The 16,192-nt window shown below is 71.6% G+C and carries 14 protein-coding genes; 5 read left to right on the top strand and 9 right to left on the bottom strand.

What is annotated here, in order from left to right:
- Positions 1-80 precede the first annotated feature (80 nt).
- On the top strand, positions 81-920 hold the full coding sequence (locus J5V16_RS03275) for a S1 family peptidase (RefSeq protein WP_208494580.1): 840 nt from the start codon (positions 81-83) through the stop codon (positions 918-920).
- Between the two features lie 173 nt (positions 921-1,093).
- On the opposite strand, the gene J5V16_RS03270 is transcribed toward J5V16_RS03275, so the two are convergent.
- A complete protein-coding gene (locus J5V16_RS03270) occupies positions 1,094-1,591 on the bottom strand; it encodes a mycothiol transferase (protein WP_208494579.1) in 498 nt (165 codons plus the stop codon).
- 140 nt (positions 1,592-1,731) lie between these two features.
- Here J5V16_RS03270 and J5V16_RS03265 point away from each other — a divergent pair, with 140 nt between their 5' ends.
- A complete protein-coding gene (locus J5V16_RS03265; RefSeq protein ID WP_208494578.1) occupies positions 1,732-2,961 on the top strand; it encodes an ROK family transcriptional regulator in 1,230 nt (409 codons plus the stop codon).
- A 7-nt stretch (positions 2,962-2,968) separates the two neighbouring features.
- Here the strand turns inward: J5V16_RS03265 and J5V16_RS03260 are convergent, their stop codons facing one another.
- Together J5V16_RS03260 and J5V16_RS03255 are read right to left on the bottom strand one after the other, a co-directional pair.
- Positions 2,969-3,577 carry a dihydrofolate reductase family protein gene (locus J5V16_RS03260; RefSeq protein ID WP_208494577.1) on the bottom strand — a complete coding sequence of 203 codons (609 nt, stop codon included), beginning with the start codon at positions 3,575-3,577 and terminating at the stop codon, positions 2,969-2,971.
- A 45-nt stretch (positions 3,578-3,622) separates the two neighbouring features.
- Positions 3,623-4,117 (bottom strand): Lrp/AsnC family transcriptional regulator, encoded by a 495-nt coding sequence (locus J5V16_RS03255; RefSeq protein ID WP_208494576.1) that lies wholly within the window; start codon positions 4,115-4,117, stop codon positions 3,623-3,625.
- A 98-nt stretch (positions 4,118-4,215) separates the two neighbouring features.
- Here J5V16_RS03255 and J5V16_RS03250 point away from each other — a divergent pair, with 98 nt between their 5' ends.
- The gene (locus J5V16_RS03250) at positions 4,216-5,451 is read left to right on the top strand and encodes a trans-sulfuration enzyme family protein (protein WP_208494575.1); all 1,236 of its coding nucleotides are present in this window, start codon (positions 4,216-4,218) and stop codon (positions 5,449-5,451) included.
- On the opposite strand, the gene J5V16_RS03245 is transcribed toward J5V16_RS03250, so the two are convergent.
- The 6 genes from J5V16_RS03245 to J5V16_RS03220 all read right to left on the bottom strand — a co-directional run bounded on the left by J5V16_RS03245 (position 5,383) and on the right by J5V16_RS03220 (position 13,502).
- On the bottom strand, positions 5,383-7,890 hold the full coding sequence (locus J5V16_RS03245) for a glycoside hydrolase family 2 protein (RefSeq protein ID WP_208494574.1): 2,508 nt from the start codon (positions 7,888-7,890) through the stop codon (positions 5,383-5,385). The genes J5V16_RS03250 and J5V16_RS03245 overlap by 69 nt on opposite strands.
- A gap of 72 nt (positions 7,891-7,962) precedes the next feature.
- Entirely contained in the window at positions 7,963-8,877 is a 915-nt protein-coding gene (locus J5V16_RS03240; protein ID WP_208494573.1) for an ABC transporter ATP-binding protein, read from the bottom strand.
- Complete coding sequence (locus J5V16_RS03235) at positions 8,874-9,761, bottom strand: ABC transporter ATP-binding protein (RefSeq protein WP_208494572.1); 888 nt, start codon at positions 9,759-9,761, stop codon at positions 8,874-8,876. Before J5V16_RS03235 ends, J5V16_RS03240 begins: the two co-directional genes overlap by 4 nt.
- Positions 9,758-10,795: an ABC transporter permease gene (locus J5V16_RS03230; protein ID WP_208494571.1), complete on the bottom strand. Its 1,038-nt coding sequence runs from the start codon at positions 10,793-10,795 to the stop codon at positions 9,758-9,760. The genes J5V16_RS03235 and J5V16_RS03230 overlap by 4 nt, the downstream gene beginning before the upstream one ends.
- 13 nt (positions 10,796-10,808) lie before the next feature.
- Positions 10,809-11,798 (bottom strand): ABC transporter permease, encoded by a 990-nt coding sequence (locus tag J5V16_RS03225; RefSeq protein WP_208494570.1) that lies wholly within the window; start codon positions 11,796-11,798, stop codon positions 10,809-10,811.
- A gap of 30 nt (positions 11,799-11,828) precedes the next feature.
- Positions 11,829-13,502 (bottom strand): ABC transporter substrate-binding protein, encoded by a 1,674-nt coding sequence (locus tag J5V16_RS03220; protein ID WP_208494569.1) that lies wholly within the window; start codon positions 13,500-13,502, stop codon positions 11,829-11,831.
- 152 nt (positions 13,503-13,654) lie between these two features.
- Here J5V16_RS03220 and J5V16_RS03215 point away from each other — a divergent pair, with 152 nt between their 5' ends.
- The gene (locus J5V16_RS03215) at positions 13,655-14,863 is read left to right on the top strand and encodes an ROK family transcriptional regulator (RefSeq protein WP_208494568.1); all 1,209 of its coding nucleotides are present in this window, start codon (positions 13,655-13,657) and stop codon (positions 14,861-14,863) included.
- A 106-nt stretch (positions 14,864-14,969) separates the two neighbouring features.
- Complete coding sequence (locus tag J5V16_RS03210) at positions 14,970-16,148, top strand: ROK family transcriptional regulator (protein ID WP_208494567.1); 1,179 nt, start codon at positions 14,970-14,972, stop codon at positions 16,146-16,148.
- The last annotated feature ends 44 nt before the right edge of the window (positions 16,149-16,192 follow it).

Here is a 16,192-nt window from a genome sequence, read left to right as displayed (position 1 = left end):
TCCCGGAACGATGCGGATATTTTCGGGCACGGGTGGGCCGATCGGGCCCAACCCTCACCTTCACCCCGAAAGGATTCACAGTGGACAGGAAGCGGAAGCACCTCCTCCGCCTCGGCGCCGGCGTCGCCGCCGGCCTCGGCGCCGTGGCCCTCACCTGGACCGGCCTCGCCGCGAACGCGGAGGAGCCGGCGGCCGGAGGCGACTTCGAAACCAAGATCGTCGGCGGCGAGCCCGCCGCCGAGGGCCAGTACCCCTGGCTCGTGGGCCTCGGCTACGCGGGCGACGGCACCCCGTTCGAACGCCAGCGCTGCGGCGGCTCGGTCCTCACCGAGACCGTCATCCTCACCGCCGCGCACTGCCTCGAGATCTTCGACTCTCCCGACGAGATGGTGGTCTTCTCCGGTTCGGTGGACCTCGAATCCGATGACCTCGTCGAGACGGCCGTGGCCGACTTCCACATCGCCCACGACTACAACGAGCCGGTCGACCTCGCCAACGACTGGGGTCTCATCCTCCTCGACGAGCCCATCGACGCCGAGCCGATCGACGTGGGCACCGAGCCCGAGGAGTTCGACGTCCTCGAGACCGCGGGCTGGGGCAACCTCGGCGACGACACCTATCCCGCGGTCGCGCAACGCGTCGAGGTCCCGTTCGTCAGCGATGACGACTGCGAGGCGGCCTACGGCGACGCGTTCGACGCGCAGACCATGCTCTGCGCGGGCGACCTCGAGAACGGTGGGATCGATGCGTGCGACGGCGACTCCGGCGGGCCGATCATGGCCGAGGAGGACGGCGAGCTGATCCTCGTCGGCATCGTCAGCTGGGGCGACGGCTGCGGCGTAGCGGGCAGCCCGGGCGTCTACGCCGAGGTCGCCGACTTCAACAGCGCCATCGACGACGTCCTCGACGACTGGTCCTGACACCGAATGACAGGCCGCGGCCGCACCATCGGGTGCGGCCGCGGTCGTCGTCTCGTCAGTCCTCCGGGGCTCCGCGGGTCTTCGCGAGCCGCGTCCGGATGATGCGGATCCAGCCGACGGTCGCCACCGCGGCGATCCTGTGCGTCTCCTTGGCCCAGCGACATCGGGACGGGTCAGTCGACGACGAGCCACTGACGGCCGTCGCGCAGTTCACGGACGATGTCGAGCTGGCCCGCGTGGCCGGCGGTGTCGGTGATGACGTGCAGCATGACCTCGCGGAACGCCCCGATCCGCCAGGGGCCGTAGCGGTCGGGCCACCAGGCCGGGCCGGCGTCGAGGGGCCGCGCGGCCACCGCCGCGTCGCCGAGCGCCGCCTCCCGCCGGTACAGGTCGAAGACCTCGGCGGGCGAGAGTTCCGGCGGGGCGGTCCACGCGCCGCCGTCGACGGCGAACGAGTCGATGGCGTCCCGCTCGCCGCCCATGACGGCGCGGAGCCAGAACCGCTCCACGTCGATCGCGAGATGGTGGACGAGGTCGAGGCAGCTCCAGCCGGAGGGCACGGCCGGTTCGCGCAGCGCCTGCTCGTCGAGGCCCCCGAGGATGCCGAGGACGTGCGCGCGCTGCATCTCCTGGCGCCTGACCAGGGCCGCGCGTTCGGGTTCGGGGTTCACGATGGCTCCGTTCCGTGTGCCGCGAGCCGTTCGCCCGCTAGGGATCAGACGAGACCCGGGGACGGGAATCATCGGTTTTCTCGGAGGCGGCGCGCCGGGACCCTTTGTTAGGGTTCAAGGCCGAACTTTCGGGAGGGTTCATGGCCGTCGCACGGCTCACTTCACGCGACATCCGCAGCGAATCGCGGCTCGTGGTCATGCGGGCGCTGCTCGCGGCGGGCGAATCCACCCGCGGCGACCTGGCCGAGGCCACCGGCCTGAGCCTCGGCACCGTCTCCACGATCGTCCAGGACCTGCTCAAGTACGGCATCCTCGCCGAGACGGGCCCGCTGCCCGTGACCGTCGGGCGCCCGACCACCGGGCTGCGGCTCGACCCCGACCGCGGCCGGGTCGTCGGCTTCTACCTCGAGGACCGGTACCTGGAGGCGACCGTGTTCGACGCGGCGCTCGGCGAACTCGCCACCGTCGAAGTCACCTCGGCGGCCTCCGTGGCGGACGCCGACGACGTCATCGCCTGGATCGACGGGGCGTTCGACACCGTCCTCGAACGCGCCCGAGCGAAGCGCGAGGACGTCATCGGCGTCGGCATCCTCCTGCCCGGCGGCATGCAGCGGCCGGTGAAGGCCGCGACCGCGCCCGACGCGATCTGGCTCCACCTCGACCGCCTGCGCGACCGGCTCGGCCTGCCGGTCGTGGTCGACAACCCGCTCAAGGCCATCGCCACCGCGGAGCTGTGGCTCGGCGCCGGGCGGCGCGTCGCGAACGCGGTCGCCGTCAGCCTCGGGTACGGGGTCGGCGCGGGCATCATCCAGGACGGCGCGGTCGTCCGCGGGGCCACGAACGCGGCGGGCGAATGGGGCCACAGCCTCCTCGTCTTCGAAGGGCGCCAATGCCAGTGCGGCCGCAAGGGCTGCGTCGAGGCCTATGTCGGCGTTCCCGGGATCAGGCGGACCCTAGCCGAGATCGCCCCGGACCACCCGCTCGCCGCCGACCGCTCGCTCGCCGACGGACCCGAGGGGTTCGACCTCGTCGAGGCCCTCGCCGACGCCGTCAAGGCCGGGGACCCGGCCGCGACCGCCGCGATCGAGCGCAGCGCCCACTACCTCGGCGCCGCGCTCGCCGACCTCGTGGCCATCCTCAACCCCGAGGTCATCGCCCTGACCGGTTGGGCCGCATGGCCGGCGTGGCGCGAGCGGGTCGCTCCGATCGTGCGCCGCCGCGTCCGCGAGGACTCCCCCGGCGACGCGGCGGCCGACCTCGAGATCGAGGTCTCCCCCACGTGCGGCATGGAGGGCATCGCCGCGATCGCGCTCGAGCGGTTCATGCGCGACATCGGCCTGGTCACCACCCGGGTGCTCCCCGCCCTCTGATCCGCCCTCAGCGCAGGACGCGGTAGACCACGTGCGTCACGCCGGTCGCGGCGCGGACGCTCACCTGCTCCAGGTTCAGCTGCCCCACGCCCTCGAAGAGGCGCGTGCCGGCGCCCATGGTGAACGGTGTGATGTGGAGCCGCAGCTCGTCGATGAGCCCGGCGGCGAGGAACTGGTTCACCGTGGTCGCGCCGCCCATGACCGCGATCTCGCCGTCCCCGGCGGCCTCGCGCGCCTGAGCGAGCGCCGATTCGATGCCGTCGGTGACGAACGTGTAGGTCGTGCCGCCCTCCATCGGCTGGGGCTCGCGCGCGTGGTGGGTGAGCACGAAGACCGGTGCATGGTAGGGCGGGTTGGGGCCCCACCAGCCGTTCCACTCCCGGTCCCATTCGCCGCGGACCGGGCCGAACATGTTGCGGCCCATGATGAACGCCTTGGCGGCGGTCATCTGGGCGATCTCCTCGGGGTTCTCCTCGGGGGTCTCGAACATCCAGGCGTGCATGCGCTCGCCGGTGCCGCCGCTCCCGTCGTCGCCGAACGGGCGCTCCTCGGTCTGGTCGAGCCCCGCCGAATAGCCGTCGAGCGAGATCGAGATCCCGCAGACCACCTTGCCCATGCCGCCTCCTCGTTGATGGCTGAACGTTCAGCATCGCATCCGGGCTCAGCCGGGCAGCACGCCGCGCCCGTCGCGCACCTCGAAGACCAGCTGGGTCTCGGTCTGCCGCACCACCGCGTGGGCGGTGACGTGCTCCAGGATGAGGTCGCGCAGCGCCTCCGGTCCGGCCACCGCCACATGGAGGAGGAAGTCGTCGTCGCCGCCCACATGGAACACGGTCATCACCCCGGGCAGCTCCACGAGCCGGTCGTAGAGGTGGTGCACATGCTCGCGGCTGTGGCTTCCCAAGCGCACCTTGATGATCGCGTGCAGCGGGCGGCCGAGCGCGGCCGGGTCGAGGTGCGCGGCGATCCCGGTGAGGACGCCCGATTCGCGCAGAGCGCGGAGCCGGTAGGCGCACGTGGACTCGGCGACGCCCGCGCGCGCGGCGAGCGCGGCGTTCGTCATGCGCCCGTCCTCGACGAGCGCGGCGAGGATCGCCAGGTCGGTGCCGTCGAGCCCCGACGGGGGTTGCGTTTTCTTCGGCCACTCGCCCGCCATACTCGCTCCCATCGCGGATAGTTCACGGATTCCCGCGATTGATGCGGGTTTCCACGGACAGTATTGCAGGTTGTTGTGGTTCCACCTAGATTCTGGGCATGATCTCGCCTCACCTGCAGTTCGACACCGTCGCCGTTCACGCGGGCCGGGAAGACCTGGCCGAGCTGGGCGTCCACGCGCTCCCCCTCGACCTGTCCTCGACCAACCCCCTCCCCGGCATCGAGGTCGGCGGGCTCTCGTACGAGTCGATGGCCGACGGCGGCATGCCGACCGCCGAAGGCGGCGCGGTGTACGCGCGCCTCTGGAACCCGACCGTGGCGCGGTTCGAGTCGGCGCTGGCGCGGCTGGAGCACGCGGAGGCGGCGGTGGCGTTCTCGTCGGGGATGGCCGCGATGACCGCCGCGATCCTGGCGGCCGGGACGGGGCGGCACATCGTGGCGGTGCGGCCGCTGTACGGCGGGACCGACCACCTCCTGTCCTCGGGCCTGTTGGGGACCGAGACCGAGTTCTGCGCGGCCGACGAGGTGGCGGCCGCGATCCGGCCGGACACGGCGATGGTCGTGCTGGAGACCCCGGCGAACCCGACGCTGGAGCTGGTCGACATTCGCGCGGTAGTGGAAGCGGCGCGAGGCGTTCCGGTGCTCGTGGACAACACGTTCGCGACGCCGGTGCTGCAGAACCCGATCGACTTCGGTGCCGCGATGGTGCTGCACAGCGCCACGAAGTACCTGGGCGGGCACGGCGATGTGGTCGCCGGGGTGATCGCGTGCAGTGAGGAGACGGCGGCAGCGCTGCGGCGGGTGCGGGCGGTGACGGGCGGGCTGCTGCACCCGCTCGGCGCCTATCTGCTCCACAGGGGACTGACGACGCTGCCGGTGCGGGTGCGGGCGCAGCAGGCGGGGGCGCAGCAGGTCGCGGCCTGGCTCGAGCGCCACCCGAGCGTGGCCCGTGTCCACTACCCCGGGTCCGACGGCGACCCGAAGGGGCTGCTCGGGCGGCAGATGCGCGGCACCGGCGCGATGGTCGCGGTCGACCTGCGCGGCGGGTACGGGCAGGCCGCGCAGATGACTTCGGCGGTGCGGCTGTTCACGCACGCCGTGTCGCTGGGCGGCGTGGACTCGCTGATCCAGCACCCGGCCGCGCTCACGCACCGGCCCGTCGCGGCCGAGGCCAAGCCCGCGGCGAGCCTGGTGCGGCTCTCGATCGGCCTCGAGGCGCCGGAGGACCTGATCGCCGATCTGGATCAGGCCCTCACGACGCCGGCGTCACTCTCCCAGCAGGTCGTTGGCGCAGCGGAGGGCCGCCGCGAACGCCTCCGGCTCGCCGCCGGGTGAGGCGACCGCGATCCGGGCCGACTCGCCCGCGCGGAGCGTGATCATGCCCTGTTCGGCGCGGGCGGCCGGGTCGACCTTGTCCGCGTGGCAGAACAGGTCGCGCACCAGCGACGTCGCGGTCACGTGCAGGACGCAGCCGCCTTCGGCCGCTTCGGCCGCCACGGTGAACGGGCTCGGGTCGAGCGCCTGGTCGACCACCTCGGCCCCGTAGCGGAACGCGGGCGCGAACCCGTCGCCCTCGGCCCGGATGAACTCCGCCTTCGGGTCGCCGAACGCCGCGACCTCGGCCGGGAGGGCGATCGTCGCGCCGTCCCGCGCGGCGACACTCGCCTCGACCACGGCCTTCGTGAGCACCGTGCCGTCGAAGGACTCGCGGGTCACGGTGAACGCACCGGAGTACGCCTCCCCGGTGTCGTTGACGAGGACCAGCGCGAGCTGGTCGAACTCGGGCATGAGCCCTTCCCAGGCCTCCGCGCGGCTCGCCTCCGACGGGCGCGGCTGGAGCGTGGCCAGGCGCGGCGCGTACACGTCCCGCAGGGCGTGCCACAGCGGCTTGCGATGGCCCTCGAAGTCGACCGCGGCCCAGGAGACCACGGGCCAGTTGTCGTTGAGCTGCCACAGGATCGTGCCGGTGTTGTGCGGCGTGAGCGACCGGTAGTGCTCGACGCCGAAGCGGATCGCCTGGGCCTGGTTCAGCTGCGTGGTCCAGTGCCAGTCCTCGATGGACGACGGGTCGGGCAGGTGGCCCTGCCAGCCGCGCTGCAGCTTCTCGTTGCCGCGGTTGGCCTTCTGGTGCACCAGCATCTGCTCGCCGAACGGGTCGAGCGGCTCGTCGTGCACCACCGAGACCAGCGTCGACCACGCGGGCGGGGCCTGGAAGCCGAACTCGGACACGAAGCGCGCCAGGTAGTCGGCGTACACCGTGTAGTCGACGCGGTTCCACACGTCCCACACGTGCATGGTCCCGTACCGCTCGTCGTTGGGGTGGCGGTAGTCGCCGAAGGAGTACGGACTCGCGGGCGAGTACGGGCGGGTCGGGTCGAGCTCGGCGAGGATCGCCGGCAGGATCTCCGTGTAGTACCGGTCGCCCCAGCCGCGCCCGTCGAGGCGGTGCGCCCAACTCCAGTCGACCGAGCCCCAGGTGTTCTCGTTGTTGCCGTTCCAGATCACGAGCGACGGATGCGGACTGAGCCGGGCCACGTTCTCGCGGGCCTCGGCCTCGATCTCCGAGCGCAGCGGGTCGGCCTCGCGGTAAGCGGCGCAAGCGAACAGGAAGTCCTGCCACATGAGCAGGCCGTGCTCATCGGCGAGGTCGTACAAGTCATCGGACTCATAGATCCCGCCACCCCACACGCGCAGCAGGTTGACGTTCGCCTCGAGGGCGTCCGCGACGCGACGCGCGTACCGGTCGCGGTCGATCTCGGTGAGGAAGGCGTGGTCGGGGATCCAGTTCGCGCCGCGCACGAGGACGAGCTCCCCGTTGACCTTCAGGAGGAACGGCGCCCCGGCCTCGTCGGGTTCGGTGTCGAGTTCGACGGTGCGGAAGCCGACCCTGCCATCCCAAGTAGAGTCTCCGGCGGTCACCTTGACGCCGTAGAGCGGCTGGGCGCCGTGGCCGACCGGCCACCACAGTTCGGCATCCGGAACCGTGACGCCGATCGCGGCCGAGTCGCTCCCGGGTTCGACCACGGCCGTCGCGGTCCAGGTCCCGCCTGCGGGTCCGGTGACCTCGACGCGGACCTCCACCGGCTCGGCGGTGTCGCGCTCGATGTCCACGTGCGCCGTGAGGACGCCGTCCGTGCCGTGCACGTCCACGAGCGGCCGCACCGACGCGACGCGCACCCCCGACCAGGATTCCAGGCCGATGGGCTTCCAGATGCCCGCGCCCGCCACGTCGACGCCCCAGTCCCAGCCGAAGGAGCAGGCCATCTTCCGCAGCTGGTTGTAGTCATGGTGGTTGGTGCGCGGCAGCGCGCCGTAGCGCTCGGCGCGGGCCACCGCCTCGGACACCGGGGCCGCGAACGTCACCGTGAGCGTGTTCTCGCCTTCCCGCAAGGCATCGCGCACGTCCCAGCGGTAGCTCCGGTGCATGTTCTCGGTGCGGGCGATCTCGATCCCGTTGAGCTCCAGGACCGCGACCGTGTCGAGGCCCGCCGCCACCAGGTCATGGCGCGCCGAGCCGTCGTCACTCCAGTCGAACACGGTCGTGAACCGCCAGGCCGTGTCGCCGATCCACTGCTGCGCGGCCTCGTTGCCGCCGTCGAACGGGTCGGCGATGAGCCCCGCGCGATGCAGGTCCAGGTGGGCCTCGCCGGGGACGGCGGCCGGGATGCCGGCGCCGAGCGTATTCGCCAGTTCAGCGGGGGCGTCGGCGGCGAGATCGGCGGCGGTCAGCGTCCATCCCTCGTGCAGGGCGCGGAAGGTCGGCGGGTGGGTCACGGTTGGCTCCTCATTGGTCTGATGGACAGGCGTGCGTGAGGGATGGCGGATCGGGAAGGGCGAGTTCAGGGTTCAGTCGGCGGGCACGGCGGCCTCCGCCTCGGCGGCGGGTACCCCGGCCTCGCGCCACTCGCCCGCGAAGTGGTCGTAGCAGGTGCCGTTGTCGATCGGCTCGCGGTCGACCGGCGCCTCCGAAGTCACCCGGCCCGGCCGCTCCGGGTCGGGCGCGGCCAGCGCGAGGAGTTTCGTATAGGCGTGGTGCGGGTCGAGGATCACGGCGTCTGACGGCCCGCGTTCGACGACGCGGCCACGGTAGAGGACCACGATCTCGTCGGAGAAGTGGCGGGCGGTGGCGAGGTCGTGGGTGATGTAGAGGACGGCGAGCCGGTCTTCGCGCTGGAGGCGGCCGAGGAGGTTGAGCACGCCCAGGCGGATCGAGACGTCCAGCATGGACACCGGTTCGTCGGCGATGAGCACCTGCGCGCCGGGGGCGAGCGCCCTCGCGATGGCGACGCGCTGGCGCTGGCCGCCGGAGAGCTCGTGGGGCCGCCGGGACGCGATGTGCTCGGCGGGGCCGAGGTTGACGCGTTCGAGCATGTCGAGGACGCGCGCGTGGGTCTCGTCCCGGGTTCTGGTGCGGCCGTGGATCTTCAGGGGCCGAGCGATGTGGTGCTCGATGGAGTGGAAGGGGTTGAGGGAGGCGAAGGGGTCTTGGAAGACCATCTGGACTTCGCGGCGGTAGTGGGCGCCGGCGACGGGGGTGCCGTCGTCGAGGCGGACGTCGACGGTGCCGGAGGTGGGCCGTTCCATTCGGGTGAGGATCTTCGCGATGGTGGACTTGCCGGAGCCGGACTCGCCGACGAGCGCGACGGTGCGGCCGGGGGCGAGTTCGAGGCTCACGTGGTCGACGGCGCGCAGGCGGGTGTGTTTGAGTCCTGATCGGAGCGTGTAGTCCTTGACGAGGTCGGTGACCTTGACGCTGGTCATGCTCGCTCCTCTTCCAGTGCGGGGGCGGTCTCGGCGGTCTCGTCGACGCCGGTGCGGATGAACGCGCCGCGCGCTCCCGAGAGGCTCGGGAAGGAGCCGAGGAGTTTGCGGGTGTAGGGGTGCTGCGCGTCGCGGTAGAGGCGGTCGGCGGTCTCGAGTTCGACGATCTCGCCGTCGAGCATGACGGCGATGCGGTCGCTGATCTCCAGGAGCAGCGGCAGGTCGTGGGTGATGAAGATGACGGCGAAGTCGAGTTCGTCCCTCAGGCGCACGATCTCGCGGAGGATGTCGCGCTGGACGACGACGTCGAGGGCGGTGGTGGGCTCGTCCATGATCATGATCTGGGGTTCGAGGAGCATGGCCATGGCGATCATGACGCGCTGGCGCATGCCGCCGGAGAGCTCGTGGGGGTAGGAGCCGAGACGGCGGGGGTCGACGCCGACGCGGGTGAGGACGTCTTCGGAGCGTTCGCGGATCTCCTTGCGGGACATGCGGGGCCGGTGCGCGAGGAGGGTGTCCTTGAGTTGCGCGCGGACGGTGGTGACGGGGTTGAGGGCGTTCATGGCGCCTTGGAAGACCATGGAGAGGCGTTCCCAGCGGAAGGCGCGCAGTCGGGTGTCGTCGAGGGCGAGGATGTCGGTGTCGCCGTCGTCGCCGTGGAAGGTGATGCGGCCGGTGGCGATGCGGGCCGGGGGCCGGTGGAGGCGGTTGACGGCGTAGGCGAGGGTGGTCTTGCCGCAGCCGGACTCGCCGGCGAGACCGAGGATCTCTCCTTTGTGGAGGACGAGGTCGGCGTGCTTGACGGCGGTCACCGGCGCCTCGGTCTCGTAGACGACGGTGAGGTCTTCGACGGTGAGCACCGCCTGGCGCTGGTCGGCGGTCATCGCGCGGTCTCCTTGGTCTGCTGGGAGGGCACTTGCGGGGCGGCCTGGGCGAGTTCGCGTTCGAGGCGGGCCGCGCGGCGGGCCCGCTTGCGGTGGAGCCGGAGGTTCTTGAGCTTTGGGTTGATGATCTCGTCGATGGAGAAGTTGACGAGGGAGAGCCCCATGCCGAAGAGGGCGATGATGAGTCCGGGCGGGACGAACCACCACCAGGCGCCGAGTGAGAGCGCGAACCCGTTCTGGGCGTAGAAGAGCATCGTGCCGAGGGTCGAGGAGTTGGAGGCGCCGAGGCCGATGAAGGAAAGGCCCGCTTCGCCGAGGATCGCGGCGATGACGGCGAACACGAACTGGGAGGCGATGACCGGGAGCAGGTTCGGCAGGATCTCCACGACGATCACCCGCCAGGGGCGTTCGCCGGAGACCTGGGAGGCGGCCACGTAGTCGCGGTTGCGCACCGAGAGGGTCTGGGCGCGCAGGACGCGGGCGGAGCCGGCCCAGCTGGTGACGGCCAGGACGATGGCGATCGTCCACAGTCCGCGGCTCTCGGCCGGGACGAACCCGGAGATCACGATGACCAGCGGGAGGCCGGGGATCACCAGGAACACGTTGGTGAACAAGGAGAACGCCTCGTCGACGACGCGGCCGCGGTAGGCGCCGTAGATGCCGAAGAACGCCGAGAGCGCGGTGGCGAGGAGGCCGACGATGACGCCGATCTGGAGCGAGCCGCGGGTGGCGTAGGCGAGCTGGGCGAGGACGTCCTGGCCGGTCTGGGTGGTGCCGAGCCAGAAGTCGGCGGAGGGCGGGGTGAGGCCCATGTCGCGGATGGTCCGCGGGTCGCCGACGAAGAGCGGGCCGATGAGGCCGAACAGGGTGATGGCGGCGATGAGGCCGAGTCCGACCGCGAGCCAGGGGGTCATGGTGGGCAGGAGCATGCGCCAGCCCGCGCGCGGCTTGCGGCCCGCCTCGGCGGAGGTCTCGGCGAGCAGTTCGGCGCTGTCGGCGACCGAGGGCTCGCTGGAGGGTTTCAGGTTCGTCATGGGGCGTCTCCCGTCAGGACCGGGCGCGGGTGCGCGGGTCGATCAGGCCGTACAGCAGGTCGACCACGAGGTTGGCGCCGAGGACGGCGAGGGTGATGAAGAGGAAGAGCCCCTGCATGAGCGCGTAGTCGTTGTTGGACACCGCGCCGAGGAGGCGGCCGCCGATCCCGGGGTAGGAGAAGACCTGCTCGGTGATCACCGAGCCCGAGACGACGAAGCCGAGCGAGATCGCGAAGCCCGCCACCGAGGGCAGCACCGCGTTGCGGGAGGCGTAGGAGCGCAGGATCTTCCGCGGGGAGAGCCCCTTCGCCTCGGCGGTGAGGATGTAGTCCTCGGAGAGGGTGGAGACCATCATGTTGCGCATGCCCAGGAGCCAGCCGCCGATGGAGGCGAGCACGATGGTGAGCGCGGGCAGGAACCCGTACTGGATGGCCGAGGCGATGAACTCGGGGTTCCAGCCGGGGGTGAGCACCACGTCGTAGCCGCCCTGCAGCGGGAACCAGCCGAGGACGCGGGCGAGCAGGTAGGTGAGCAGCAGCGCCAGCCAGAAGTACGGGACGGCGGCGAGCAGTGTCGTCGCGGGGATGAGGGAGTCGAGCCAGGTGCCCGGCTTCCAGCCGACGAACGCGCCGAGCGCGACGCCGAGGACGGCGGCGATGACCGTCGCCAGCCCCACGAGGACCACCGTCCACGGCAGGGACTGGCCGATCACCTCGCTCACGGGCGCCGGGTAGTAGCTCACCGAGACGCCCAGGTCCCCTTGGAAGAGGTTGCCCAGGTAGTCGAGGTACTGCCGCCACAGCGGCTGGGAGTCGTCGCCCCCGAGGAGGAGCGCATACGCCTTCCTGGTCTCGGGCGTGATCTGGCCGCCGCGCTGCTGGAGCTTGGCCAGCAGGATGTCGACCGGGTTGCCCGGGAGCATCCGCGGGATCGCGAAGTTCAGCGTCAGCGCGGCCCACAGGGCGACGGCGTAGAAGCCGATTTTGCGCAGGAAGTAGCTCATGCGGTTCTCCTTCGGGGGCGACGGGCCCCGCTACCCCTTCGGCTCGAGCTGCTTGAAGATCTCGGCGGCGTCCATCGCCGACCAGACCGCCGGGAAGGCGTAGAGGTCGTCGTCGGAGGGCCAGCCGGTGAACTTCGCGGTGTTCCAGACGCTCGTCGTGCCGCCGGTCAGGATCGGGATGTACGGCATGTCGCGCACGATCTCGGCCTGGATGGCGTCGAAGTACGGCTGACGGGCGGCCGGGTCGTCGAGCGGCAGCTGCACCAGCGCCGCCATCGCCTCGTCCACGACCGGGTTGGAGTAGCGCGAGTAGTTGTTGCCCGCGGCTTCGCCGACCTTCGCGCCCGAGGTGGACTCGAAGAAGTAGCCGTACAGGTAGTACGGGTCGGCGATCGGGCCCTGCCACAGCGAGTCGATGGCGAGCTGGAAGTTGCCCTTGCCCTTCTTGTCCGTCCACTCGTTCCAGGACGACTGCGCGGACTTGATCTCGATGCCGGCCGCGGCGGCCTGCGAGGTGATGGTGTCGACGGCGGTGATGTAGTCCGTCCAGCCGGTCACGACCTCGATGGTGAGCGAGAGCCGCTCGCCGTCCTTGGCGTAGACGCCGTCGTCGCCCATGGTCCAGCCGGCGGCCTCGAGGAGTTCGGCGGCCTCGGCGGTGTCGGGCTCCATCGGCACGGTCTTCTCCGCGACCGAGGCCGAGACGAACGAGTCCTGGCTCGGGGTCAGCGCGAACGTCGGCGACATGTCGCTGGCGGTGTCCATGAACGCGAGGCTGTTGATCTGCGACCGGTCCATCGCGTAGTACAGCGCCTGGCGCACGGCCGGGTCGGTCTGCGGCCCTTCGCAACCCATCTCGGCGCTCGAGCAGGTGGCGAGGACCATCTGGTTCTGCGCCTGGGTGTAGGCGTCGTAGTTCGGGAAGTTCTTGTTCGTGTTCTGGATGTCCGGGATCGGGCCGGTCTGCCAGTCGATGGTGCCCGCGGCGACCGCGTCGGCGCCGGCCTGGTTGCCCGAGAGCGCGAGGAAGCGGATCTGCTTCACGGCGGGCTCGCCGCCCCAGTAGTCGGGGTTGGCCTTGTAGGTGAAGGCCTGCGGCTTGAAGTCCTCGAGGAGCCACGCGCCGGTGCCGACGGGCTGCTCCATGACGTCCTCGGCCGGGTTGACGTCCTTCCACAGGTGCTCGGGGACGATCGGCGTGTTCAGGAGGTCCGGCCCGCGCACGAACGAGGGCTCGGCGAAGGTGAGGGTGACGTGGGTGTCGTCGACGGCCGCGACGGTGCCGTCGAAGCCGCCGGTGTTGATGGCGGGGTTGTTCTTGATCATGTCGAAGGTGAAGACCACGTCGTCGGCGGTGAACGCCTCGCCGTCACTCCACTTGACGCCCTCGCGGAGGGTCACCGAGAGCACGGTGCCGTCCTCGCTCCAGGAGGATTCGGTGCCCAGCAGCGGCACCGGGTCGGAGACCTCGGCCTTGTTGTGGAAGAACAGCGGCTCGTAGATCGTGCCGAGCGCGCCGATCCGGGAGGGCGAGAAGGGGTTGAAGTTGATCTGGTAGTCGCCGGCCTGGCCGGTGTAGGCGACCAGCGTCGTGGTGTCGCCGCCGGCGGAGCCGCCCGAGGAGCAGCCGGTGGCGAGCAGGCCGAGCGCGGCGGCGCCCGCGAGCAGCGCCGCGGCACCCCGCTTCCGGAAATCGAGAGACATCATTGTCCTTTCAGGACCGCGGGCGGAGTTCCCGCGGGACGGGAGGGGTGGCGTCCGCTCCGGGCGCCGAGTTTATTATTAATGCGTTAAATTAAACGTGTCAAGAAGAAGTTTCGCCCAGCTGAACGGTTCAGTCCGAGGAGGAGCACCGCATGGCCGACACCGCCGCCGGCCGGGTCACGACGGCCGGACGCCTGCTCGACCTGCTGCGCACGCAGGGCACGCTGAGCCGCGTCGAGCTCGCCGAGCGCACCGGGCTGACCCCCGCGACCATCACCAACACCGTGCGCCGCCTCATCGACGCCGGGCTCGTCCACGAGATCGGCCGCGGCCACCAGCGCGGCCGCGGCCAGCCCCGGCGGCTGCTCGAACTCGACCCCGCCGCGTGGTACGCCGTCGGCATCCAAGTCGACCGCACCACCGCCACGATCGTCGTGCTCGACTTCGCCGGGAGCCGCGTCGCGGCCGCGAGCCTGCGCGGCTCGGGCGGCGAACCGCCCGAGACGACCATCGCCGCACTCGCCGAGGAGGTGGAAGCGCTCTTGCGGCGCAACAGGATCGCGGATGAGCGCGTGCTCGGGGCCGGGCTCGTCACCCACGGCCCGCAGGACCGCGACCGCGGCGTGCTCCTCACCGTCCAGCCCGATCCGGCCTGGCTCGAGTTCCCGCTCACCGCGACCCTCGCCGACCGGCTCGGCATCCCGGTCCTGCTGGAGAACGACGCCACCGCGGCGGCTTTCGGCGAGCAGTGGGCCGGGGCCGTCCCGACCGACACGTTCGGCCTCGTCTACATGGGATCGGGCATCGGCGGCGGGGTCGTCGTCGACGGCGAGAACTACCGGGGCCGGGCCTCCAACGCCGTCGAGATCGGCCATGTCGCGCTCGGCGAGGCGCCGTGCTTCTGCGGCAACCGCGGCTGCGCGCAGGCCGAGGCCGGGCCGCGCGCGGTCGTGGAGCAGGCGCTCGCCGACGCCGGCCTCGCCGACCGGCTCGGCATCGGCGGCGACCCGGCCGACACGCTCGCGGACTTCGAACGGCTCGCCCGCGCCTGGCGCTCCGGCGACCGGGCGGCCACGGCCCTGCTGGAGCGGTCGGCGCAGTGGATCGGCCGCGCCGCCGTCACGCTCGTGAACCTCTTCGACCTCGACACGGTCGTGCTCGCCGGGCCCGCGTTCGCCACCGCCGGGCCGCTGTACCGGACGCGCGTCGCCGCCGAGCTCGAGCGGCGGGCGCTCTCGCGGACGCTGAGTCCCCCGGTCGTGCACCTCGCCGCGAACATCGAGACGGCCGCGGCCATCGGCGGGGCGCTCCACGTGCTGCGGACGATGCCGGTGGGCGCGCGCAGGTCGGCGGAAACGTGATCGGAACGAGTCCGCGGGGCAAGTATGGTGGTGCGGATCGGTCGCCGGGGGGCGGCCGCGCCAGGCACAGGAGGTCGCCTTGAGGGCGTTCGGCTCGGACACGCGGATGTCCACGCTCGCCGTGGTGCTCGACCTCGTCAGGGAGCGCACCACCGTCAGCCGCGTGGAGCTCGCCGAGGCCACCGGCCTGACGCAGGCGACCATGACGCACGCCGTGCGCCGCCTCATCGCGCTCGGCATGGTCCACGAGGTCGGCACCGCCCGCTCGGCGCGCGGCACGCCCCGGCGCCTCCTCGAGCTGCAGCCCGACGCGCGGCACATGGTGGGCGTCCAGTTCGACCGGTACACGGCCCTCGGCGTCGTCGTCGACCTCGCCGGGAGAGTCGTGGCGCAGACGGCCATGCCCGGGTCCGGGGACCGCGAGCCGAAGGCGGTGCTCCTCGACTACGCGGCGAGGATCGAAGCGCTGCTAGCGGATTCGGGCGTGCCGCGCGAGGGCGTGCTCGGGATCGGGCTGGCCACGCACGGGCCGCAGGACCGCGACGCGGGCGTCCTGCTCACCGAGTACCCGGCGCCGGCGTGGCGCGGGTATCCGCTCGCGGCCGAGCTGGCGGCCGCCACGGGCCTGCCGGTGCGGATCGAGAACGACGCCACCGCCGCCGGGCTCGGCGTGCAGGCCCAGGACAGCGCCGCGTCGAGCTTCGCGGTCGTGTTCATGTCAGGCGGCATCGGCTCGGGGGTGATCCTCGACGGGTTCCCGTACCGGGGCGTGACCTCGAACGGGGTCGAGCTCGGGCACATCTCCGTGGACGCCCTCGGCACGGTCTGCGGCTGCGGCAACCGCGGCTGCCTCGAACTCGTGGGCGGCCCGAACGCGGTGGTGCGCGACGCGAAGGAGCACCCGGGCCTGTCCGCCAGGCTCGACCTCGAGGGCGACCAGCTCGGCGCGTTCATGCGCATCGGCCGGGCCGCGCTCGCGGGCGACCCGGACGCCGCCGCGCTCATCGACGTCTCGGCGCAGATGCTCGCGGTCGGCACCGTCTCGCTGGTGAACATGTTCGACGTCGGCCGCGTCGTGCTCGCCGGGCGGGCCTTCGCCGACCTCGGCCCGCGCTACCGGGACGCGATCCAGGAGGTGCTCGACCGGTCCGTGTTCATGCGGGACGTCCACACCGTCCAGGTCGACCTCGCCGGGGACGTCTCGCAGGCCCCGGCCATCGGCGGCGCCGCGATGGTGCTGCGGAACTTCCTCGAGTCCTCCGGCCTGCGCGAACGCGAAGGCTAGCAACGCGAAAGCCGCGGGGAGACGCTCCTCCCCGCGGCTTCCTC

The sequence above is a fragment of the Glycomyces niveus genome (assembly GCF_017592475.1).
Classification (GTDB): Bacteria; Actinomycetota; Actinomycetes; order Mycobacteriales; family Micromonosporaceae; genus Glycomyces; species Glycomyces niveus.
This window is presented reverse-complemented; position numbering and strand designations above follow the sequence as displayed.